20 protein-coding genes and 1 pseudogene are annotated in these 21,877 nt (G+C 70.5%); 16 read left to right on the forward strand and 5 right to left on the reverse strand.

Annotated elements, in window-relative coordinates; genetic code table 11:
- The first annotated feature begins 391 nt into the window (after positions 1-391).
- The 5 genes from CEB94_RS26380 (at position 392) to CEB94_RS26400 (ending at position 6,229) form a co-directional block, all read left to right on the forward strand.
- Positions 392-2,005: a peptide ABC transporter substrate-binding protein gene (locus CEB94_RS26380; RefSeq protein WP_175434556.1), complete on the forward strand. Its 1,614-nt coding sequence runs from the start codon at positions 392-394 to the stop codon at positions 2,003-2,005.
- A gap of 131 nt (positions 2,006-2,136) precedes the next feature.
- The gene (locus tag CEB94_RS26385; protein ID WP_175434557.1) at positions 2,137-3,066 is read left to right on the forward strand and encodes an ABC transporter permease; all 930 of its coding nucleotides are present in this window, start codon (positions 2,137-2,139) and stop codon (positions 3,064-3,066) included.
- On the forward strand, positions 3,059-4,018 hold the full coding sequence (locus CEB94_RS26390) for an ABC transporter permease (RefSeq protein WP_175434558.1): 960 nt from the start codon (positions 3,059-3,061) through the stop codon (positions 4,016-4,018). Before CEB94_RS26385 ends, CEB94_RS26390 begins: the two co-directional genes overlap by 8 nt.
- A gap of 11 nt (positions 4,019-4,029) precedes the next feature.
- Positions 4,030-5,088: an ABC transporter ATP-binding protein gene (locus tag CEB94_RS26395; RefSeq protein ID WP_175434559.1), complete on the forward strand. Its 1,059-nt coding sequence runs from the start codon at positions 4,030-4,032 to the stop codon at positions 5,086-5,088.
- Positions 5,081-6,229: an ABC transporter ATP-binding protein gene (locus tag CEB94_RS26400; protein WP_175434560.1), complete on the forward strand. Its 1,149-nt coding sequence runs from the start codon at positions 5,081-5,083 to the stop codon at positions 6,227-6,229. Before CEB94_RS26395 ends, CEB94_RS26400 begins: the two co-directional genes overlap by 8 nt.
- A 163-nt stretch (positions 6,230-6,392) precedes the next feature.
- Here CEB94_RS26400 and CEB94_RS26405 read toward each other — a convergent pair whose 3' ends face one another.
- Together CEB94_RS26405 and CEB94_RS26410 are read right to left on the reverse strand one after the other, a co-directional pair.
- Complete coding sequence (locus tag CEB94_RS26405; RefSeq protein WP_175434561.1) at positions 6,393-6,833, reverse strand: GNAT family N-acetyltransferase; 441 nt, start codon at positions 6,831-6,833, stop codon at positions 6,393-6,395.
- A gap of 195 nt (positions 6,834-7,028) precedes the next feature.
- Positions 7,029-9,152 (reverse strand): S9 family peptidase, encoded by a 2,124-nt coding sequence (locus CEB94_RS26410; RefSeq protein ID WP_175434562.1) that lies wholly within the window; start codon positions 9,150-9,152, stop codon positions 7,029-7,031.
- 177 nt (positions 9,153-9,329) lie between these two features.
- On the opposite strand from CEB94_RS26410, the gene CEB94_RS26415 reads away from it, so the two are divergent.
- Entirely contained in the window at positions 9,330-9,524 is a 195-nt protein-coding gene (locus CEB94_RS26415; protein WP_030842840.1) for a hypothetical protein, read from the forward strand.
- A gap of 69 nt (positions 9,525-9,593) precedes the next feature.
- On the opposite strand, the gene CEB94_RS26420 is transcribed toward CEB94_RS26415, so the two are convergent.
- Positions 9,594-9,797, reverse strand: coding sequence for a DUF397 domain-containing protein (locus CEB94_RS26420; protein ID WP_175434563.1), 204 nt, complete (start codon positions 9,795-9,797; stop codon positions 9,594-9,596).
- 59 nt (positions 9,798-9,856) lie between these two features.
- Here CEB94_RS26420 and CEB94_RS41090 point away from each other — a divergent pair.
- The 10 genes and pseudogenes from CEB94_RS41090 to CEB94_RS26470 all read left to right on the forward strand — a co-directional run.
- Positions 9,857-10,115: pseudogene (locus CEB94_RS41090) on the forward strand (ATP-binding protein); the annotation flags it as partial.
- Between the two features lie 225 nt (positions 10,116-10,340).
- Entirely contained in the window at positions 10,341-11,303 is a 963-nt protein-coding gene (locus CEB94_RS26430) for a helix-turn-helix domain-containing protein (protein WP_175434565.1), read from the forward strand.
- A 52-nt stretch (positions 11,304-11,355) separates the two neighbouring features.
- The gene (locus CEB94_RS26435) at positions 11,356-11,973 is read left to right on the forward strand and encodes a Uma2 family endonuclease (protein ID WP_175434566.1); all 618 of its coding nucleotides are present in this window, start codon (positions 11,356-11,358) and stop codon (positions 11,971-11,973) included.
- Positions 11,974-12,034: 61 nt separating this feature from the next.
- Positions 12,035-12,895: an N-acetyl-1-D-myo-inositol-2-amino-2-deoxy-alpha-D-glucopyranoside deacetylase gene (mshB, locus tag CEB94_RS26440; RefSeq protein ID WP_175434567.1), complete on the forward strand. Its 861-nt coding sequence runs from the start codon at positions 12,035-12,037 to the stop codon at positions 12,893-12,895.
- Entirely contained in the window at positions 12,892-13,302 is a 411-nt protein-coding gene (locus tag CEB94_RS26445) for a DUF6113 family protein (protein ID WP_175434568.1), read from the forward strand. The genes mshB and CEB94_RS26445 overlap by 4 nt, the downstream gene beginning before the upstream one ends.
- 156 nt (positions 13,303-13,458) lie before the next feature.
- Entirely contained in the window at positions 13,459-16,194 is a 2,736-nt protein-coding gene (locus CEB94_RS41095) for a hypothetical protein (RefSeq protein WP_342789918.1), read from the forward strand.
- 143 nt (positions 16,195-16,337) lie between these two features.
- Positions 16,338-17,249: an ABC transporter ATP-binding protein gene (locus tag CEB94_RS26455; protein WP_175434569.1), complete on the forward strand. Its 912-nt coding sequence runs from the start codon at positions 16,338-16,340 to the stop codon at positions 17,247-17,249.
- Complete coding sequence (locus tag CEB94_RS26460) at positions 17,246-17,986, forward strand: ABC transporter permease (RefSeq protein WP_175434570.1); 741 nt, start codon at positions 17,246-17,248, stop codon at positions 17,984-17,986. The genes CEB94_RS26455 and CEB94_RS26460 overlap by 4 nt, the downstream gene beginning before the upstream one ends.
- Positions 17,983-19,152: a sensor histidine kinase gene (locus tag CEB94_RS26465; RefSeq protein ID WP_175434571.1), complete on the forward strand. Its 1,170-nt coding sequence runs from the start codon at positions 17,983-17,985 to the stop codon at positions 19,150-19,152. The genes CEB94_RS26460 and CEB94_RS26465 overlap by 4 nt, the downstream gene beginning before the upstream one ends.
- A complete protein-coding gene (locus CEB94_RS26470; protein WP_175434572.1) occupies positions 19,149-19,763 on the forward strand; it encodes a response regulator transcription factor in 615 nt (204 codons plus the stop codon). The genes CEB94_RS26465 and CEB94_RS26470 overlap by 4 nt, the downstream gene beginning before the upstream one ends.
- A 91-nt stretch (positions 19,764-19,854) precedes the next feature.
- Here CEB94_RS26470 and CEB94_RS26475 read toward each other — a convergent pair whose 3' ends face one another.
- Together CEB94_RS26475 and CEB94_RS26480 are read right to left on the reverse strand one after the other, a co-directional pair.
- Positions 19,855-20,706, reverse strand: a complete 852-nt coding sequence (locus tag CEB94_RS26475) for a transglutaminase family protein (protein WP_175434573.1) — start codon at positions 20,704-20,706, stop codon at positions 19,855-19,857.
- Positions 20,707-20,723: 17 nt separating this feature from the next.
- Positions 20,724-21,755, reverse strand: coding sequence for a GNAT family N-acetyltransferase (locus CEB94_RS26480; RefSeq protein WP_175434574.1), 1,032 nt, complete (start codon positions 21,753-21,755; stop codon positions 20,724-20,726).
- Positions 21,756-21,877: the final 122 nt, after the last annotated feature.

Below are 21,877 nucleotides of genomic sequence, written 5' to 3' on the forward strand. Positions count from 1 at the left end.
AGCCTGGGTCAGCCGCTGTCGGCACCCTGCACGGGGGTCGCCGTCATCGCAAGCGGTTTTTCTCATCCTCGCGTCCGGAATACGGACAGCTGCCACCGATAGATGTGTAACAAGTCCGTTTCGCAGGGATCTTTCACCAAACCCTTTGTCCGGATTTTGGAAGATGTATACGCGAGCTGTGATCGAACCGAGACCTCGAGAGTGTGGTTCGGTCCTGGTGTTTGGCAGATAGTTAGGCGCGTAGAGCTCGGATGAACGGGTCACTCGCTGGAGGCGGCGCCGACTCACGAGCGCGGGGGCACCTGACGACTTCCGGCACCGACGACGGGCGGTGGCGATGATCTGTCTGTGCTCCCTTTGCGGTGAACCAATGACTTCTTAGGAGGAACCCATGCGTGGTGCCAAGAGCGCCAAGTGGGTCGCGGGGGCGATAGTCGTCGCCCTGGCCGCCACCGCCTGCGGCGGCGACAGTGACGGTGAGGGGAAGAGCAAGGGTTCCGGCCCTGCGGGGTACGTCTCGATCGACGTCGGCGAGCCGCAGAAGCCGCTGATCCCGGCGGACACGAACGAGTCCAACGGCTCGTATGTCATCCAGTCCCTGTTCACCCAGCTGCTGGACTTCGACTCCAAGGGCGACATCGTCTACACGAACGCCGAGTCGGTCACCACCGACGACTCCAAGACGTGGACGGTCAAGCTCAAGAAGGGCTGGAAGTTCCACAACGGCGAAGAAGTCACCTCCAAGTCGTACATCGACGCTTGGAACTGGTACGCCAACATCAAGAACAACCAGCAGAACTCCTTCTGGTTCCAGGACATCAAGGGCTACGACGATGTCCACCCGGAGAAGGGTGACCCGAAGGCCGAGACCATGTCCGGTCTCAAGGCCGTGGACGACCACACCTTCACCATCGAGCTGAAGTACACGATGCCGTACTTCAACTACAAGCTGGGCTACACCACGTGGGCCCCGCTGCCCAAGGTCTTCTACGACGACCCGAAGGCCTTCGGCCAGAAGCCGGTCGGCAACGGTCCCTACAAGTTCGAGAAGTGGGACCACAAGAAGCTCATCCAGGTCAAGGCCTGGGATGAGTACCAGGGCCCGAACAAGGCGAAGAACAAGGGCGTCCAGTTCAAGGCCTACACGACGCTCGAGGCCGCCTACAAGGACGTCGTCTCCGGCAACCTGGACATGATCCGTCAGGTCGGCCCGACGGACCTGCCGAAGTACAAGCAGGACCTGGGCGACGGCGCCATCGAGCAGCCGTACGCGGCCATCCAGACGCTGACCCCGGCGTTCTACTCCAAGACCTTCAAGGACATCGACCCGAAGGTCCTGCAGGGTCTGTCGATGGCGATCGACCGCGACACGATCACCAAGACGGTTCTGAACAACACCCGCACGCCGGCCAAGGGCTTCACGCCGCCCGGCGTCAAGGGCTACCAGAACCTGGACACCGACGTGTTCACGTACAACCCGGCGAAGGCCAAGCAGCTCATCAAGGAGGGTGGCGGCGTTCCGGGCAACAAGTTCACCATCCAGTACAACACCGACGGTGGGCACAAGGAGTGGGTGACCGCGGTCTGCGAGTCCATCCGCAAGGCCACCGGCGTCGACTGCACCGGTGACCCCAAGCCGGACTTCGCCACGGACCTCGAGGCCCGTGACAACGACCAGGTGAAGGGCATGTACCGCGGTGGCTGGGTCGCCGACTACCCGGTCAACGCCAACTTCATGAAGGAGCTGTACCACACCACCGCCGAGGCCAACAACGGCAAGTTCTCCAACAAGGAGATCGACGGGCTGATGAACAAGGCCGACAACGCCAAGTCCCTCGACGAGTCGGTGAAGGCCTTCCAGGAGGTCGAGAAGAAGCTGGTGGAGCACATGCCGGCCATCCCGCTCTGGTACTACCGCATCAACGGCGGCCACGGTAAGAACGTCGACAACGTCAACGTCGACTTCCACGGTGACCTCGAAGTGTGGGCCGTCACCACCAAGTAAGAGGAGCCCTCCGGGCTCTTCCCACTCGGCCGTAAGCCCGCCGCCTTCAGGTGGCGGTGGGAGGTGCGTGGGGCCGTCTCGTCACCAGGAGACGGCCCCCGCACCTGCGTTAACCCCTCACGGAGGCACCTATGGGGCGCTATGTCGCACGACGACTGCTCCAGATGATCCCGGTGTTCATCGGGTCAACTCTGCTTATCTTCTGCATGATGTACGCCCTGCCCGGCGACCCCGTCCGGGCGATGATGGGGGATCAGGCGTACGATCCGACGGTGGTCGCGAGCATCAAGAAGGAACTCGGCCTCGACCAGCCGCTCCTTCAGCAGTATGCGAACTACATGATGGGGCTGTTCCAGGGTGACTTCGGTACCCAGATCGCCAGCCAGCGACCCATCAGTGACGTCATCCTCGACGCGTTCCCGGTGACGCTCCGGCTGACGCTCTTCGCCTTCACCTTCGTCACCCTCGTGGGCATCGGCCTCGGTGTCGTCGCCGGCCTGCGCCCCGACACGCTGCAGGACCGCGGACTGCTGACGCTGACGCTGTTCCTCGTGTCGATGCCGTCCTTCGTGCTGGGCTTCCTGCTGCAGTACCAGTTCGCGTTCAAGTGGCAGGTCACCACGCCCACCGTGACCGACTCGGCGGACTGGTCCCAGCTCGCGCTTCCCGCCATCGTGCTGGCGTCGCTCTCACTGGCCTACGTCGCCCGGTTGACCCGTACGTCGATCGCGGAGAATCTGCGGTCCGACTACATGCGCACCGCCGTGGCCAAGGGGCTGCCGCGCCGGCGTGTCATCGGTGTCCACCTGATGCGCAACTCGCTGATTCCCGTGGTCACCTTCCTCGGCATCGAGATCGGCAGCCTGATGACCGGCGCCATCGTGACCGAGGGCATCTTCAACGTGCGGGGCATCGGCCTCGAGATCTACGACGCGCTCACGCGGCGTGAGGGCGCCACGGTCGTGGGGATCGCCTCGCTGATGGTGCTCATCTACCTCGCCGCCAGCTTGATCGTCGACCTGCTTTACGCGGTCCTGGACCCGAGGATCCGGTATGCCTGACAAGACCGTCGAGAAGGTCGAAGCCCTTCCCGGTGACACCGTGAGCACCGCGGGCGTCGTCGTGACCGACGCCGGCCCGGCTCCCGACAAGGCCCGCAGCCTGTGGTCCGACGCCTGGCACGACCTGCGGCGCAACCCGCTGTTCCTGATATCGGCCGTGCTGATCGTGTTCCTGCTGGTGATGTCGGTATGGCCGGGACTGTTCACCAGCGCCTCGCCGCGTGACGCCGATCTGGCCAAGCACTATCTGGGCAAGCCGAACTGGGGTCACGTCTTCGCCCCTGACTGGCTCGGCTACGACGTCCAGGGCCGTTCGATCTACGCGCGCGTGGTCTACGGTGCCCGCGCCTCCATCACCGTCGGTGTGGGTGTCACCGTCGCCGTCACCCTCCTCGGCACGGTCATCGGCATGATCGCCGGTTACTTCGGCGGCTGGATCGACACCCTGCTCTCGCGGATGACGGACATCTTCCTCGGCATTCCGTTCCTGCTCGGCGCCCTGGTGGTGCTCAACTCCTTCGACGACCGCACCGTCTGGGTCGTCATCATGGCCCTCGCCTTCCTCGGCTGGACCCAGATCGCCCGTGTCGCGCGCGGTGCCGTGATCACCATCAAGCAGGCGGACTACGTGGTGGCCGCCAAGGCACTCGGTGCGTCGACGTCCCGGATCCTGTTCCGGCACATCCTGCCCAACGCGCTCGCACCCATCATCGTCGTCGCGACCATCGCACTCGGCGGCTACATCGCGGCCGAAGCCACCCTGTCCTTCCTGGGCGTGGGTCTCGGTGACACTGCCGTGTCCTGGGGCGGCGACGTGGCGCGAGGGCGTGAGCAGCTCCGTATCGCCCCCCACACCCTGATCATCCCGTCGGTGATGGTCTCGATCACGGTGCTCTCGTTCCTTATGTTCGGCGATGCTGTACGCAACGCCCTCGACCCCAAGCTGCGCTGAGGGAGGCGTACGTGACCATCATCGATGAAGTGGCCGGGAGTCCCGCGCCGGACGGCTCGGAAGGCACGGGCCGTCCGCTGCTCGAAGTCCGCGACCTGCACGTGGAGTTCCACACCCGTGACGGAGTCGCCAAGGCCGTCAACGGCGTCAACTACTCCGTCTCCGCGGGCGAGACGCTCGCCGTGCTCGGCGAGTCCGGCTCCGGCAAGTCCGTGACCGCGCAGGCGATCATGGGCATCCTCGACATGCCGCCCGGCCGCATCCCCAAGGGGGAGATCCTCTTCCGCGGCCAGGACATGCTGAAGATGTCCAACGAGGAGCGCCGGAAGATCCGCGGCAGCAAGATCGCGATGATCTTCCAGGACGCGCTGTCCTCGCTGAACCCGGTGCTCTCCGTGGGCTACCAGCTCGGCGAGATGTTCCGCGTGCACCAGGGCATGTCCAAGAAGGACGCCAAGGTCAAGGCGATCGAGCTCATGGACCGGGTGAACATCCCGGCCGCCGCGGCCCGGGTGAACGACTACCCGCACCAGTTCTCGGGCGGTATGCGCCAGCGCATCATGATCGCGATGGCCCTCGCCCTGGAGCCGGACCTGATCATCGCCGACGAGCCCACCACGGCCCTCGACGTGACCGTCCAGGCCCAGGTCATGGACCTGCTGGCGGACTTGCAGCGCGAGTACAACATGGGTCTGATCCTGATCACCCACGACCTCGGCGTGGTCGCCGACGTCGCGGACAAGATCGCCGTGATGTACGCGGGGCGCATCGTCGAACGCGCCCCGGTCCACGAGCTGTACAAGCGCCCCGCGCACCCGTACACCAAGGGACTGCTGCACTCGATCCCGCGCCTGGACCAGAAGGGCCGGGAGCTGTACGCGATCAAGGGCCTGCCGCCCAACCTGACGCGTATCCCGTCCGGCTGCGCCTTCAACCCGCGGTGCCCGCAGGCGCAGGACATCTGCCGTACGGACATCCCGCCGCTGCACCCCGTCACCGAGCGGGACGGCGGCGAGCTGGCCGGCCGCGGCAGCGCGTGCCACTTCTGGAAGGAGACGATCCATGGCTGAGCTCAACAAGACCGACGAGCCGCAGGACGCCACGCCGAACGTCTCCGAGGTCGAGGTCGTCGACGCCCCCTCCGAGTCGGAGGCGGTCGCCGCGATCGAGGCGCCGGTCGAGCGGGGCGAGCCGATCCTGCAGGTGCGCAACCTGGTGAAGCACTTCCCTCTCACCCAGGGCATCCTCTTCAAGAAGCAGGTCGGGGCGGTCAAGGCGGTCGACGGTATCTCCTTCGACCTCTACCAGGGCGAGACGCTCGGCATCGTGGGCGAGTCCGGCTGTGGCAAGTCCACGGTCGCCAAGCTGCTGATGATGCTGGAGAAGGCGACCGCGGGCGAGATCTTCTACAAGGGCCAGGACATCACCAAGCTGTCCGGGCGTGCGCTGAAGGCGGTCCGCCGGAACATCCAGATGGTGTTCCAGGACCCGTACACCTCGCTCAACCCCCGTATGACGGTGGGCGACATCATCGGGGAGACCTTCGAGATCCACCCCGAGGTGGCGCCGAAGGGCGACCGCCGGCGCAAGGTCCAGGACCTGCTGGACGTCGTCGGTCTCAACCCGGAGTACATCAACCGCTACCCGCACCAGTTCTCGGGCGGTCAGCGCCAGCGCATCGGCATCGCCCGCGGCCTCGCGCTCAACCCCGAGATCATCATCTGCGACGAGCCGGTCTCCGCGCTGGACGTGTCCGTCCAGGCGCAGGTCATCAACCTGATGGAGAAGCTGCAGGACGAGTTCAACCTCTCCTACCTCTTCATTGCGCACGACCTGTCGATCGTCCGGCACATCTCGGACCGGGTCGGGGTCATGTACCTCGGCAAGATGGCCGAGATCGGAACCGACGAGCAGATCTACGATCACCCGACGCATCCCTACACCCAGGCGCTGCTCTCGGCGGTCCCGGTGCCGGACCCGGAGGCCCGTGAGGGCCGCGAGCGGATCATCCTGACCGGCGACGTGCCGTCCCCGGCCAACCCGCCCTCCGGCTGCCGCTTCCGTACCCGCTGCTGGAAGGCCCAGGACAAGTGTGCCGAGGAAGTGCCCTTGTTGGCGGTCCCCGCGCGCTTCGAGGGCGCGGACACCCCGGCGGCGCACGAGTCGGCGTGTCACTTCGCCGAGGAGAAGGACGTCGTCCACGCGGTGTGAGCCGTGGTTGGGACGGAGCTGTACCCGCCCACTGGGTCCGGCACCGACTTCGGTGCCGGACCCAGTGCTGCTTGCTTCAGTGGCAGCCCGCCGCGGTCGCGGGGCGCACGGTCTGCACCCCGCGCTCGCCCCGCCCGGAAGGACGAACCGGGGCAGGCCGGCGTCAGGAAAGGCGCAGATCGACCCAGGGGATGGTGTCGCCCGGCAGGAGGTACCGTTCGATCTCGACGAATCCGTGCTTCTTCGCGAACCGCAGCCCGTCCTCGTTGCAGGAGAGGACGACCGTCTCGATCGTTTTCGCGTTGAGCTTCCGCGCCCGGTCGACCCCTCGCCCATAGAGCTCGGTGCCGATCCCCTGGCCGCGGTGAGCGGCGAGCACCCGGGCGATCACGGTCGCCGTGAGCGTGTCGTCGGTCGGCGGGCGCACTGTGCTGCAACCGACCAGCACGTCATCGCAGTAGGCCACTTCGAGGTGATTGCGCTCGGCACGTTCCCGGACCTCGGCCATGGACAGGGCGTGAGTGGGAATGATCACGTTGTGGACATACTGCCAGTCTCTGAGACCGGCGTCGTCGCCCGGCTGCTGGATGCGAAGGTCAGACATCGACACAGCAAACACGAGGACCCTGCCGACAACAACCGCTTGTCCGCGGACGCATTCGACTCAACTGCGTTAACACCCAAGCAACTTCGCCGACCCGGTTCCGATATACGGACGCGTCAGGCTGGTCAGCGTACGGCCGTGCGGGTGCCGTAGACGGGCCGGGGCGCTGCGAGGTGCCCCGGCCCGTTGCAGTGTTCAGGCGGTCGTGATGCCCAGGGAGCGCTTCAGGAAGTCGACCTGGAGCAGAAGCAGGTTCTCGGCGACCTGTTCCTGGGGGGTGATGTGGGTCACGCCGGACAGCGGCAGCACCTCGTGGGGCCGGCCGGCCGCCAGCAGGGCCGAGGACAGGCGCAGGGCGTGGGCGACCACGACGTTGTCGTCGGCCAGGCCGTGCACGATCATCAGGGGCCGGTGCGGCTCGGCGGGGGAGGACAGGCCCTCGGCGGTGACCAGCGAGCTCTTCGCGTACGACTCCGGGTGTTCCGCCGGCGTGCCCAGGTAGCGCTCCGTGTAGTGGGTGTCGTACAGGGCCCAGTCCGTCACCGGCGCGCCCGCGATGCCCGCGTGGAAGACGTCCGGGCGGCGCAGCACCGCCAGGCCCGCCAGCCAGCCTCCGTAGGACCAGCCGCGGATCGCCACCCGGGACAGGTCCAGGGGGTGGCGCTTCGCGAGGTCCTCCAGCGCGTCCACCTGGTCGTCCAGCGACAGCGTGAAGTCGTGGTGGACCGCCTTCTCCCAGGCGGGGGAGCGGCCCGGCGTGCCCCGGCCGTCCGCGACCACCACCGCGAAGCCCTGGTCCGCGAACCACTGCGACGTGAGGTGCGCGTTGTGCGCGGCGACCACCCGCTGGCCGTGCGGCCCTCCGTACGGGTCCATGAGCACCGGCAGGGGGGTGTCACCGTCGTAGTCCCGAGGCATAAGCACGGCGCACGGGACGCGGCGTGCGCCCCCCTCGGTCAGTGTCACGCGGGGGGACATACCAGGATCTTCGGAATGGGACGGGACAGTCCTGGTCGGTTTTCCGTCGCGCAGAACCCGCACCAGCGAACCTGGCCGGTTCAGCGTCGCCGAGACCAGCACCGTCACCTTCCCGGCCCGCACCGCCGCGTGCACGCCCGGCTCCTGCGACACCCGCTCCACGCCCAGCTCGTTCACCCGGTACACGTGCACCTGGCCCGTCTCGGCGTCGGTGGCCTCCTCGCCCGCCGACGCCGAGACCAGCACGTCGTGGTCGGAGACGTCCAGCACGGCCCGGACATGCAACTGCGCTCCCGTGAGCGGCCGCTCCCCGACCGCCAGGACCCGCGCACCGCCCTCGTCGGCGATCCGCACCAGCTGCCCGGACGGGCTCCAGCACGGCACCCCGGGAAAAAGATCAAGCCATGTTCGATCTTCGTCGGCGTGCACCATCCGGGTCGCGCCCGAGTCCGGGTCCACGGCAAGGATCAGCTGACCGCGCTGGTCGCGCGCCTGTACGAGCAGCAGCGGCGCCCCCGCCGCTGACCAGTGGACATGCGCCAGGTACGGGTAGCGCGCCCGGTCCCAGGAGACCTCCGTGCGCAGCCCGTCCAGGCCGATCACGAACAGCCGCACCTCCGCGTTGCCGGTGCCCGCCGCCGGGTACGGCACCCGCTGCGGCTCGCGTTCCGGATGCGCGGGGTCGGCGATCCACCACCGCCGCACCGGCGTGTCGTCCACCCGCGCCATGAGCAGCCGGTCGGACTCCGGAGCCCACCAGAAGCCCCGCGAACGTCCCATCTCCTCGGCCGCGATGAATTCGGCCAGTCCGTACGAGACGTTCTCCGACTCCGGCTCGGCGAGCGCCCGGCCGCCCTCCCCCTCGGCGCCCACCACCCGCAGGGCGCCCTGCGCGACGTACGCGACGTGCCGCCCGTCGGGCGACGGACGCGGGTCGATCACGGGCCCCGGAGCGGGCAGTTCACGCGCCGTCCCGGCCCGCAGCTCGGCCGCGAAAAGCCGCCCTGACAAGGCGAAAGAGGCCAATTCGACGGCCGTGTCGGTGGCGTACCCGACGATGCCGGCCCCGCCCTCGCGGCTGCGTTCGCGCCGGGCCCGTTCCTCGGGTGAGAGGTCCTCCGAGGCGCCGCCCAGCAGGGCGCGCGGGTCGGCGGCCACCCGCTCCCCGCCCTCCTCCATGTCGAGGACCCAGAGCGAATTGGCCCGGTCCGTACCGGAACCGGAGCGCAGGAACACGACACGCGAACCGTCGGGCGCCACGGTGAACGAACGCGGCGCGCCGAGCGTGAAGCGCTGGGTACGGGCGTGCCGTCGGGGGAAGGAGTGAGGCTCGGTCGTCATGCCCTGACCATATTGGCCATGCGCCCCCTTGTGCGGCCGTGCGCCGATCGATGCGCGCAGCCGGATAGTTATGATCAATGTCGCATAGTGGGTATGAACCCGCTGGCTGCTGTACGGATTTGATGCCCCCATAGTCCGACCCCCCGCGCCCTTGTGGATCTTTGGAGGTGAGCCGCCGTGGCACTCTCGATTTCGGCGGTGGTGCTGCTGGCGATCATCGTCTTCCTACTCATCAAGAAGTCGGGGCTGAAGGCGGGGCACGCGATCGTCTGCATGCTGCTCGGCTTCTACCTCGCCTCCTCGACCGTCGCTCCCACGATCAACGAGCTGACGACGAACATCGCGGGGATGATCGGCAGCATCAAGTTCTGACCGTCGTGGCTTCCGGCCGGGGCTTCGGGTGAGACCCGGGACTCGGCCGGAGCGCGTGCCTCGTGCGCTTCAGGACCCGACCGCGTACGGCACGAAGTCGGCCCACGCGGCGGGGGTGAAGGCCAGGCGGGGACTTTCGACGTTCTTCGAGTCACGGACGTGGACGGTGCCGGGCTCGGTGGCGAGCTCCACGCACGAGTCGCCCTCACTGCTGCTGTAGCTGCTCTTGAACCACGCCAGGTCGGCGCCCCCGGACGAGATCTTGCGGCTCATGTCTCCCCCAGCAGTTGCTCGATGAATGCGGCCGACTCACGCGGCGGGAGGGCCTGCGCCGAAGCTTTCGCCTCACGCTCTACGTGGTCGGTGCCACGGTCCGCATCGAGCTCACCGACACGCGCGGCGACTGGCTGCCCGCGCTCCGAGCGCCTGATGCCGTGGCCGAGTCGGGTCGGGGTCTGCTGCTCGTCGAGGTACTGGGCCGACCGCTGGGGAGTGACCGAAGGGCAGTTCCCGCGCAAGACCGTCTGGGCCGAACTCAGCTTCACGCCACCGGAACCCGCACCCTCGCGCTCCGGTGCCGTCGGCGACTGAAAGACAAAGAACTTCGAGGGAAAGAACCCCACCAAGCCTCACCCCTCCCGTCCGTGGCCACGCTCACTCGGGCGGGTGAACATTTCCGGACTGGCTGGATTTGCGGCCCCCGAAGCCCGACGCTCAGCGCAACGCGCCACCACAACCGCAGACATGAAACGGCCCCCGCCGGGACGGCAATCCCAGTGCGAGGGCCTCACCACCGAGGAAGAGCGGAACTTCCTGATGGATACGCAGAACCCTAGCGTGCCCTCGCACGCCCAGGCCCGCGTTGCGGGCAACAAGCACCCGAACCGGCGGCCCGTCGCGGCCCGCCGCACGGGCGGCCTCCAACACGACAACATCCGCCACACCACCCGCTTCACAGTGATCGGCAACCACCTGGCCCAGCACAGGGAACTCTCGCTCCTCGCCATCGGGCTCGGCACGCACCTTCAGTCGCTGCCGAAGGGCGCCGCTGTCGATATCAAGACCCTCGCCGCCCGGTTCCCCGAGGGAGCGACCCGTATCGCTGCCGCTCTGCGCGAACTGGAGGACCACGGCTACCTGCGCCGCGAACGCGTCCGCACCTCCACGGGCCGCATCGTGACCCGCACGACCTCGTGCAATCAGCCGGCGGCGGCCCGCCACCGCCCCGAGGTCCACGACCACGCGGGAGCCCCCGACCAGGCGGAGGCCCGAACCGCGCCTGCACCACAGCAGCTGGAGGCGTGCGAGGAAGACCGGACGCATCCCACGCGGGCGGCGAGCAGGGAACGAGCACCCCGCAAGCCGCTCCCGGACGTACCGCGCCCCGCGTACCCCGCCCCCGCCCTCCTCCAGGCCGCCACCGACCTCCTCGCGGACCTCCACCGCCACGACCCCCGGCTGCTCCTCTCCGCCTGCGACACGGCCCACCTGGCCCCCGGCGTCGCCGCCTGGCTGGAGCGGGACGTCACCCCCGCCGCCGTACGCCGCGCCCTGACCGCCGACCTGCCGCCCGAGGGTGTACGACGGCCCGCCGCCCTCCTGGCCCACCGTATCGCCGCCCAGCTCCCGGCCCCGGCCCCGTTCCGGGCACCGGCCGTCGCCCCGCCGCCACCGGCACGGCACCCGATGCAGAACTGCGACGGCTGCGACCGCGGATTCCGCGCTCCCCGCTCCGGCCGCTGCCGCGACTGCCGCTCAGACCTCCAGGAGGCCGCCTAGCATGAACGTGACGATCCTTGCCCCTGGGCACAGACGACGAGGAGCGAGCGCCATGACCATCGCACCCGGCAACGCGCGGCGGGACGGCTCCCATCTGTACCGGGCCATGAGGGATGTCGTGCAGTCGATGGGCGACACCCTTCCCGGGAAGTTCGAAGTCACCAAGGAAGGGATCGTGCACGACATGATGTCGCCGGGGGGCCCGCACGAGGTCACGGCCGCGCACGTCAGCCGCCGTCTGGAGAAGGTCATGCCAGACGAGTTGCTGGCCCACAACGGCACACCTGACGTAGAAGACGTGCCCGAGGGCATCTTGCGGCACCCGGACGTGATGGTGATCGCCTGGGCTGATCTCGACGTAGAAGGCTCAGTCGACCCCCATACGGTCGTCGCCGCCATCGAGATCGTCTCCCGGTCCAACCCGGAGAACGACTGGGTGGGCAAGATGCGCGACTATCCACTGCTCGGCATTCCGATCTACGTGATCTTCGATCCCCGTACCGGCAGCGGTGCCGTCTTCACTGACATCCACTCCACCCCGGAAGGTCCTCGCTACGCGGTGCGCAAGAACTTCGTCTACGGCGAAGACGTCACCATCGGTGAGTGGACCATCTCCACGAGCGGTCTTCCGCGCTACCAGGACGACGGTGCAGAAGAGGCCGAGTCCTGAGGAGCGTGATCCGGACGCTGGGCGCGACGAACAGCGGTCCGGTGCCTCGTAGGCTGGTCCCATGACGGAACTGCCCGACCGGCGTCTGCTGCTGGTGCACGCGCACCCGGACGACGAGTCGATCAACAACGGCGCGACCATGGCCAGGTACGCGGCTGAGGGTGCCCACGTCACCCTGGTCACGTGCACCCTCGGCGAACGCGGCGAGGTCATCCCGCCCGAGCTCGCGCACCTGACGGGTGCCGCCCTGGGCCAGCACCGCCGCCGTGAGCTCACCGCCGCCATGGCCGGGCTCGGCGTCCGGGACTTCCGCCTGCTCGGCGGCGCCGGGCGCTACAGCGACTCCGGGATGACGGGCCTGCCCGACAACGACGACCCCGCCTGCTTCTGGCAGGCCGACGTCGACGAGGCCGCGGCGCACCTCGTCGAAGTGATCCGCGAAGTACGCCCCCACGTCCTCGTCACCTATGACGACAACGGCGGCTACGGCCACCCCGACCACATCCAGGCCCACCGCGTCGCGATGCGTGCCGCGGACCTGTCCGCCGACGCCGGCCTGCCGATCCCCAAAATCTACTGGAACCGGGTCCCCCGGCCGGTTGTGGAGGAGTCCTTCGCGCGGCTCCGGGAGGACCTGCCGGGCACGCCCTTCGCCAAGGCCGCCGACGTCGACGACGTACCGGGTGTCGTGCCCGAGGAGCGGATCACCACCGTGATCGACGGCACCGCCCACGCCGCCGCCAAGGCCGCCGCGATGCGCGCCCACGCCACGCAGATCACTGTGGCCGAGCCGTACTTCGTGCTGTCCAACGAACTCGCCCAGCCGATCCTCACGACCGAGTACTACGAGCTGGTGCGAGGCGAGCGGGGCCCCGGCGAGCGGGAGACGGACCTGTTCGCCGGTGTCGAGGAGACCTCATGAGCGACCGGACGTCCATGCTCGCCCAGCCGATGCGGCCGCCCACCGCCGGACGCGTCGGCGCCTGCCTGGCGTTCTTCGTGCTCGGCGCCGTGACCGGCGTGGCCGGGGCGCTGGTGCAGCCCGGGTGGTTCCCGGGTGGACTGCTGCTCGCGCTGGCCGGTGAGGCCGGAGCCGTCCTGGGCGCCACGCGCGTCATCCGCGGCCGGGCCGGGGGCGTCGCGGCCGCCGCGGGCTGGATGCTCGCCGTCGTCCTGCTCACCGCCAGCCGCCCCGAGGGCGACTTCCTCTTCGCCGCGGGGAGCGGCTCCTATCTCTTCCTGCTCGGAGGCATCGCCGTGGCTGTGATCTGCGCCACCCTTGCCCCGGGGCGGCAACCGGACGGCGATCCCGTCCGACTTGCCAAGTGACGTACCACTTCGCCAGGACGTGGCCGTGGGGGTCCGGTGTGAGTTTCCCCGGCGGTCACGGGATACGGGCGAGAAGTGGCCAGTATGGTGGTGCGCGCCGCCGAGCTGCCCGCGTGAGGTCGTGTCGGGCGGCGGAGCCAACCGGGAGAACCTGCCTTGAGTCGTGAAACTGACACTCCGTCCTCCGGGCCCAACGGGCGCGGCGGAGCCGCCTACCCGTCGGGTACGCCGCCGTACGGGACCCCGACGGTCTCCGACGCCGGTACGGACGCGGGCCGTTCCGCCACGCGGCCGGAGGAACGCAAGACCGAGACCACGCTGACGACCCGGATCCGGATCAACATCCCCGGGTCGCGGCCCATTCCGCCCGTGGTGGTGCGCAAACCCGTCGCGGAGGCGGAGAGCTCGGCCGACACCGACACGCACGGTGAGACCTCGACGGCGCCGGGCGCCGCCCCGTCCACGCGAACGGGCACGGGCACGGGCACGGGCACGGGCACGGTCGAGCCTCCCGCCGACCCCGCGCAGCCGGGCGACGACAAGCCGGCCAGCGACTGGTTCGCACCCCGCAAGTCCGGCGGAGGCAAGGGCGGTCCGGGCAGCGGGTCCAGCAACGGGGCCGGGCTGCCGGGCGGTTCGGGTCCGGCGGCGGGCGGTTCCGGTGCCGGCACGTCCGGTGGGGCCCGGCCGGGTGCCGGGCGGCCCGGAGGCGTGGTCGGCTCCATGGGCGCGCCGGGCGGCTCCCGGTCCGGCGGTACGAACGGCGCCGGGCTCCCCGGCGGCGCGACCGGCGGCCCCGTCGCGCCCGGGCACGGCGGCGGCACCGGCTCCTTCGACGTCACCGAGGCCTTGGCGGCGGGCCCGCTGGGCAACGGCTCGCGTCCCGCCCCGGGCGGCGGCGAACAGCGCCGCGACGACCTGCCGTACTTCTCGGAGAACGGCCGCGACGGGCAGGACGGCAACGGCGGTCGGTCCGGCCCGGGCACCGCCAACGGCTACGGCGGCCCCGGATCCCAGGGCCCGGCCGGCCCGACGGGCGGACCGGTCACGGGTGACGGCCCGATGGTGCCGTCGGCGGGTGGAACGGGCGGCTTCGACGAGCCGGGCGGCCCGGGTGGCCCGGGCGGCTTCAACGCCCCCGCGGGCCCGGGCGGACCCGGAGTTTTCAACGCACCCGGCGGCCCCGGCAACCCGGGCGCCCCAGGCGGCTTCGGCAACGAGCCGGGCGTCCCTGGAACCTTCAGTGCTCCCGGTGCTCCCGGTGCTCCCGGCGGCCCTGGCGGTTTCGGTGAGCCGGGGAGGCCTGGTGGCCCCGGGGCCTTCAACGAGTCCGGTGCCCCTGGCGGCCCTGGCGGTTTCGGTGACCCTGGCAGGCCCGGTGGCCCTGAGGCCTTCAACGAGCCCGGCCGTCCCGGCGGCCCTGGCGGCCCTGGCGGCTTCGGCGACCCGGGCCGCACCGGTGCTCCCGGGGCCTTCAACGAGCCCGGCCGTCCCGGCGGCCCTGGAGCCCCCGGCGCCTTCAACGACCCCGGCCGGCCGGGAGGCCCCGGCGCACCCGTCGGCCCCGGAGCCATAGGCGGCGGCACGGGCGCCTCGGGCGGCTCCGCCGGTACGGGCGTACCCGGAGCTCCTGGCGGCCCCGCGGGCCCGGGCGCCCAGGGCGGCACCACCGCTCCCGGCGCCGCAGGCCCCCGCCCCGGTGGCGGCATGAGCGACGACACCGCCATCCTCACCCCGCAGAAGCCGGCCCCGGACGGCCAGGGCTTCGGCCCCCGGCACGACAACGTCTCCGGGCACACCGTCACCAGCGGCATCCCCGTCGTACCGCCCGGCGCGGCCTCGCCGTTCGGCCCGGGCGCGCCCGGTGACGGTCCGGTGCCGCACACGGCTCCGAAGTTGCCCGAGCCGGTCTCCCCGCCCCCGGCGGGCTCCTCGAAGGCGCCGAAGAAAAAGGGGCGCAGCAAGCTCGTGCTGCTGGCCGTCGGCGTGGTCGTCCTCGCCGGTGGTGTCTACGGCGCCGGCCTGCTGATGAACCGCACCGACGTGCCCAAGGGCACCACCGTGCTCGGCGTCGACATCGGTGGCACCACCCGCGACGGCGCGGTCAAGAAGCTCGACGAGGCCTTCGACGGCAATGCGGGCAAGCCGCTGAAGCTGTCGGTGGGCGGCAAGGCCGTCAGCCTCGACCCGGACAACGCGGGCCTGCAGTTCGACATGGACGCCACGGCCGACGCGGCGGCGAAGAGCGACTACAACCCGGTCTCCGTGATCGGCTCCCTCTTCGGCGAGCATCGTGTCGTCACGCCGGTCATGCCCGTCGACGAGGAGAAGCTGCACGCCTCTCTGGAGGACGCCGTAGGCGGCTCCGGCGCGTCGACCGACGGCACGATCGAGTTCAAGGGAGGCAAGGCCGTCCCCGTGTACGGCAAGGTGGGCAAGGGCATCGACCTCGCCAAGGCGACGACGACCGTGGAGCAGGCATACCGCTCCCAGGTGGAGACCGGCACGGCCGGCACGGTGAACCTGCCGACCACCACCCGGCAGCCGACCGTCTCGAACGCCGAGGTCGACCGGGTGCTGAAGGACTTCGCCCAGCCCGCGATGTCGGCCAAGGCCATCGTGCAGACCGACGCGGCGCACAGCATCCCGTTCGGCGCGTTGTCCCTGCCGAAGATCCTGAGCTTCAAGGCCGTCGACGGCAAGCTGGTGGACACCTACAACCTCAAGGCGCTGCAGGAGGCATACGGCCAGACCTTCGAGGGCGTGCAGATCGAGGGCGCGAGCGGCAAGCGGGACGTCACGCCGCAGGACGTCGTCACGGCGCTGCGCGAGGCCCTGCGTGGCAAGACCCCGGCGGAGCGCATCGGAGTCATCGACACCAAGCCGAACTGACCTCCGGCCACCCGCCGCACGAGAGCCCCTGCCCGGTGAGGGCAGGGGCTCTCCTCGTCACCTCGCAGACATGACAACTGTCATGCGGCACTCCGGACGCCCGGCACTGCCCCCGCCGGCTCCCCCGAAGCCACGATGTCCGTATGACAACGACAGCCTCCGTGGTCGAGTTCGACCAGGTGAGCAAGGCATACGACGCCGTCCGCGCCGTGGACGGACTGACCCTCGACCTCAGCCCGGGGCAGACCGTCGCCCTGCTCGGCCCCAATGGCGCCGGCAAGTCCACCACCCTCGACCTGCTGCTCGGCCTCAAGAAGCCCGACAGCGGCACGGTCCGGCTCTTCGGCACCAGCCCCCGGGACGCCGTCGTCGCCGGACGCGTGGGCGCCATGCTGCAGAGCGGCGGCCTCATGGGCGAGGTCACGGTCGCCGAACTCGTGCGGCTCGCCTGCGACCTGCACCCGAAGCCGTACCGGCCCTCCGAGGTGCTGTCCCGCGCGGGCATCGCGCAGATCGCCGACCGCAAGGTCGACAAACTCTCCGGCGGCCAGGCACAGCGCGTCCGCTTCGCCCTGGCCACCGCGGGCGACAGCGACCTCATCGTCCTGGACGAGCCCACCACCGGCATGGACGTCACCACCCGCCAGGCCTTCTGGGCCACCATGCGCGAGCAGGCCGACCAGGGCCGGACCGTCCTCTTCGCCACCCACTACCTCGAAGAGGCCGACACCGTCGCCGACCGGGTCCTCGTCCTGCACCGCGGCCGGCTCCTCGCCGACGGCACGGCCACCGAGATCAAGGCCAGGGCGGGCGCCCGCCGGGTCTCCTTCGACGTGGAGGGCGCCATCGACGAGCCCGCCCTGCGCGCCCTGCCGTTCCTGACCGGGATCGACATCTCCGGCCGGACCGTGCGCATCCAGTCCGCCGACGCCGACGCCACCGTCCACGCCCTGTACGGCCTGGGCGTCTACCCCCGCAACCTCGAAGTGGCCGGGCTCGGCCTGGAGCAGGCCTTCGTCGCCATCACCACCGCCGAGGAGGCGAAGTCCCGGTGAACAGCCTGATCAAACTGGAACTCACCCGCGCCCTGCGCAACCGCAAGTTCCTCTTCTTCTCCGTGATCTACCCGGCGGTGCTGTTCCTGATCGTCGCGGGCAACGCCGACAGCACCGCGAAGGTCCCGGGCACGGGCCTGACCCTCCCGACCTACATGATGGTGTCCATGGCGTCCTTCGGCGCCCTCACGGCCGTCCTCATGGGCAACAGCGAGCGCATCGCCAAGGAGCGCGAGTGCGGCTGGGTGCGGCAGCTGCGCCTGACCACGCTGCCGGGCCGCGGCTACGTCCTCGCCAAGACCGCGAGCGCCGCCGTCGTCAGCCTGCCGTCCATCGTCATCGTCTTCGCCGTCGCCGCGGCCGTGAAGGACGTACGCCTGGACGCCTGGCAGTGGCTCGCCCTCACCGGCGCGATCTGGGCCGGCAGCCTCGTCTTCGCCGCGCTCGGCGTCGCCATCGGCTACCTGGCCGGCGGGGACGCGGTCCGCCCGATCACGATGATCACCTACTTCGGCCTGTCCATGCTGGGCGGCCTGTGGATGCCCACGACGACCTTCCCGGACTGGCTCCAGGACATCGCGAAGTGGCTGCCCACCCACGCGTACGCTGCCCTCGGGCAGGCCATCGAGCAGAGCCGCGCCCCGCACGTCCAGGACCTCGCCGTACTCGTGGTGTCCTTCGTCCTGTTCGCGGGCGGCGCGGCCTGGCTGTACCGAAAGGACACCCTGAAGGCGTGAGCGACGTCGAGGTCGTCGGTATCGGGCAGCGCCCGGTCAACCGCAGACAGCGGTTGGTGAAGACGCTGTGGATCGGCATCTGGCTGGCCTACCTGAGCGCACCCGTCACCGACCTGCTGCACGGCGGCCACAGCACGGGCGTCCGGATCCTCGGCTGGCTGGGCCTGGCCGCCTTCGTCACCTGGTACATGCTGCTGGTCTTCCGCACCGGGCGCGGCGAGCGCAACGCCCTGGTGCTCGGCTCGCTCGGGGTCCTCGCGGCCCAGTCCACGCTCCTCGCCCTCACCCTGGGCCGCGAGTGGCTGGTGCTGTTCGTGTACGTCTCGATCGCGTCCGGCGCGGCCCTGCCGCTGCGCGTGGCCCGCTGGACGATCCCGGGCACGTGCGCGCTGCTGACCGCCGTCGCGCTCGCGGTGCCGGGCGGCCACTTCTACCTGGCGAGCCTCCTCATTCCGGCCCTGCTCGGCGGCTTCGCGATGACCGGCGTGCGCGAACTCGTGCGGACGACCATCGCCCTGCGCGAGGCCCGCGCCACCGTCGCCCAGCTCGCCGCCAACGAGGAACGCCTGCGCCTGGCCAGGGACCTGCACGACCTGCTCGGCCACTCGCTCTCCCTGATCACGCTCAAGAGCGAGCTCGCCGGCCGGATGCTGCCCGCCCGCCCCGACGAGGCCGCCCAGCAGGTCGCCGACATCGAGCAGGTCAGCCGCCAGGCCCTCGTCGACGTGCGCGAGGCCGTCACCGGCTACCGGCGCCCCCGCCTGAACGCCGAACTCGCCGGTGCCCGGGTCGCCCTGACCGCGGCCGGCGTCACCGCCGCACTGCCCGCCGAGCCCGGCCTCGCCGGTGTGCCCGAGGTGAGCGAGTCGGCTCTCGCCTGGGCACTGCGCGAGGCGGTCACGAACGTCGTACGGCACAGCGGCGCCCGCCACTGCTCGGTCGAGCTGCTGCGCCGCCAGACCCTCGACGGCCCGGTGCTGGAACTCACCGTCGAGGACGACGGCTCGGGCGGCCCGGGCACCGGCCACGGAAACGGCCTCACGGGCCTCACCGAACGGCTCACCAAGGCCGGGGGCACCCTGGAGGCGGGCCCGCTCAAGCACGGTTTCCGCCTGGTCGCCCGGGTGCCGACGGCCGGACCGGCGGACGTAGGATCCCCGGCATGAGCCGCACGATCAAGGTCCTGCTCGCCGAGGACCAGTCGATGGTCCGCGAGGCCCTGGCCGCTCTGCTCGGCCTGGAGGAGGACATCGAGGTCGTCGCCCAGGTGGCCCGCGGCGACGAGGTCCTGCAGGCGGCCCGCGCACACGCCGTGGACGTGGCCCTCCTGGACATCGAGATGCCCGGCGCGACGGGCATCGAGGTCGCGGCCCGCCTGCACGCCGAACTCCCGGCCGTGAGGCTGGTCATCCTCACCACCTTCGGTCGCCCGGGCTACCTGCGCAGCGCCATGGAGTCGGGCGCCGACGCGTTCCTGGTCAAGGACGCCCCCGCCGCCCAGCTCGCCGAGGCGATCCGCAAGGTCCTCACCGGCGAACGCGTCATCGACCCGACGCTCGCGGCAGCGGCCCTGGCGGAGGGCGCGAACCCGTTGACGGACCGCGAACGAGAAGTCCTCCGCGCGGCGGCGGACGGCTCCACCAACGCCGAACTGGCAGCATCCCTGCACCTCTCGCAGGGCACGGTCCGCAACTACCTCTCCACGGCGATCCAGAAACTGGCGGTGAGAAACCGAACGGAGGCGGTCCGAGCAGCGCGGGAAAAGGGCTGGTTGTGAACCGACCTTCCTGGGGGCGCGGGGAACTGCGCGACAAGCCCAGACGAACCCGCACCCGCCCGGCAACCCTGAGCCTCACGGCGAGAAGGCGTCAGTTGAGCATCGCCCGGGCCGCAAAAGCCTCCCCCCGCACCCGCTCCGCCGCAGCCTCGTCCACGGCCTCCACCACCTTCGCGTAGGCCTCCAACTCCGAGGCCCCGCCCAGGAACTCCCCGCGCTGCACGAGCAACCGCGCCCGCTCGTACCGCAACCGCGCCGGATGCGAAGGCAACAACAGCGACAACTCCACCGCCCACAACGCCACATCCGACCGCTCGGGACGGGCAGCGGCCCACGCCCGCACGTTGTTCAGGATCCGCAGCACCACATCCAGCGGATCCGCCGGCCGCAGCATCGCCGCATCCAGCTGAGCCCCCGTCGCCCCGGCCACCAGCAGTTCCGCATCCGTCCCGCTCAGCACCCGCCCCCCGTCGAACGGGTCGGCCAGCACCCGCCCCTCGTCGGGCCCGAACCCGACCACGAAATGCCCCGGCAGGGCCACCCCGCACACCGGCGCCCCCGCCCGCCGGGCCACCTCCATCCACACCACGGACAGCAGGATCGGCAACCCCCTGCGCCGCACCAGCACCTCATGCAGCAGCGAGGACTCCAGGCGCTGATAGTCGCCGGGGGCGCCGTGAAACCCCATCCGCTCACCGAGCAGTTCCCGCAGGGCGACCGCCCAGGCCCGGGGCCCGGCGGGCCGGTACGGCAGCAGCCCGGCCAGCCGGTCCAGCTCGATCTGCGCGGTGTCCAGGCCCGCCTCGTCCAGCTCCCCGTCCGCCTCCGCGCCCACCAGCAGGCACAGCGTCGACAGATCGGGCCGCTCGGACCGGGCCTCTTCGGCGAAGCGCCGCCGCAGCTCGGCGGAACGCTCGGGGGACGGGGGAAACGGGGGACGCATAGCTGGCTCGTGCCCTCTCACGACGAATCGGTCACCGGCCGGTGCCGGTGGTCGTCCGGCGCCCGGTAGTGGTGGTAGGCGTGGTGCGCGGCGAAGCCCATCCCGGCGTACAGCGCCCGCGCTCCCGCGTTGTCGGCCTCGACCTGGAGCCACGCGGCCGACGCGCCCTCGTCGAGGGCCCGCCGGGCCAGCGCGGCCATCACGGCCGTGCCCAGCCCCTGCCGCCGCAGGGCCGGATCGACCTCGACGGCGGCGAATCCGGCCCACCGCCCGTCGACGACACACCGCCCGATGGCGGCCGGAGGCGCCTCCCCGGTCTCCCCGGACACGGTCGCGAACCACACGGAGGGCCCGCTGTGCAGCACCCGCAGCGCCACCTCGCTCACGCCCTTGCGCTGGTAGCGGGCCAGCCAGCCCTCACCGGCCTCCCGGGACAGCACGACCCCCGCCGGATCACCCCGGTCGGCGACCGGCGCCAGCGGCCCGGCCCACAGCTCGGCGGTCACCTCCCGCACCCAGCCCCGCTGCTCCAGCTCGGCGCAGAGCAGCTCCTGCGTGCCCTCGGCACCGGTCGCGGCCTGGACGTAGGCCGGCAGTCCGCGTTCGCCGTACCACCGCCGTACGGCGTCGAGCGCCTCGTCCAGCGGCACGCCCGGCGCGCCCAGCGGCAGCACCGAGTTGGCCCGCCGCGTGAACCCGGACGCGGCCCGCAGCTCCCACGCGCCGAGCCGCTCGCTCTCCACGGGCCGCCAGGCCCGTGCGGCGACCCGGGCCAGCTCCTCGTAGGCGGCGGCCGGGCCGCGGCGACGCGCCGGTGCGGCGGGCACGGTCTTGCCCGCGACCAGCGCGGATTCCGCGATACGGACGCTCTCGCCACTCTTGCGTGTGATCAGCAGCACACCATTGTCCCAAAATGTGAGAACACCGACCGTGTCGGTGAATCTCTCACCCGGAGCCTCATGTTCGGTCAAGCTCCGCACTGAGACCCGTTTGCCCACGTCAGCAGCGGTGATACGGACCTCGAGTCGCCCGGCGGCAGAGAATTCCACAGGTCAGTTCACCCCTCCTGTTCGGATCATGCCCAGGAACGGAGATACTAGGGGCGGGCATCGACGACGCCGCGCTCCCGCGCGCCAGGCGGCGGAGCCTGAGGAGGCCCGCCAGCGCCCTA

The sequence above is a fragment of the Streptomyces hawaiiensis genome (assembly GCF_004803895.1).
Classification (GTDB): Bacteria; Actinomycetota; Actinomycetes; order Streptomycetales; family Streptomycetaceae; genus Streptomyces; species Streptomyces hawaiiensis.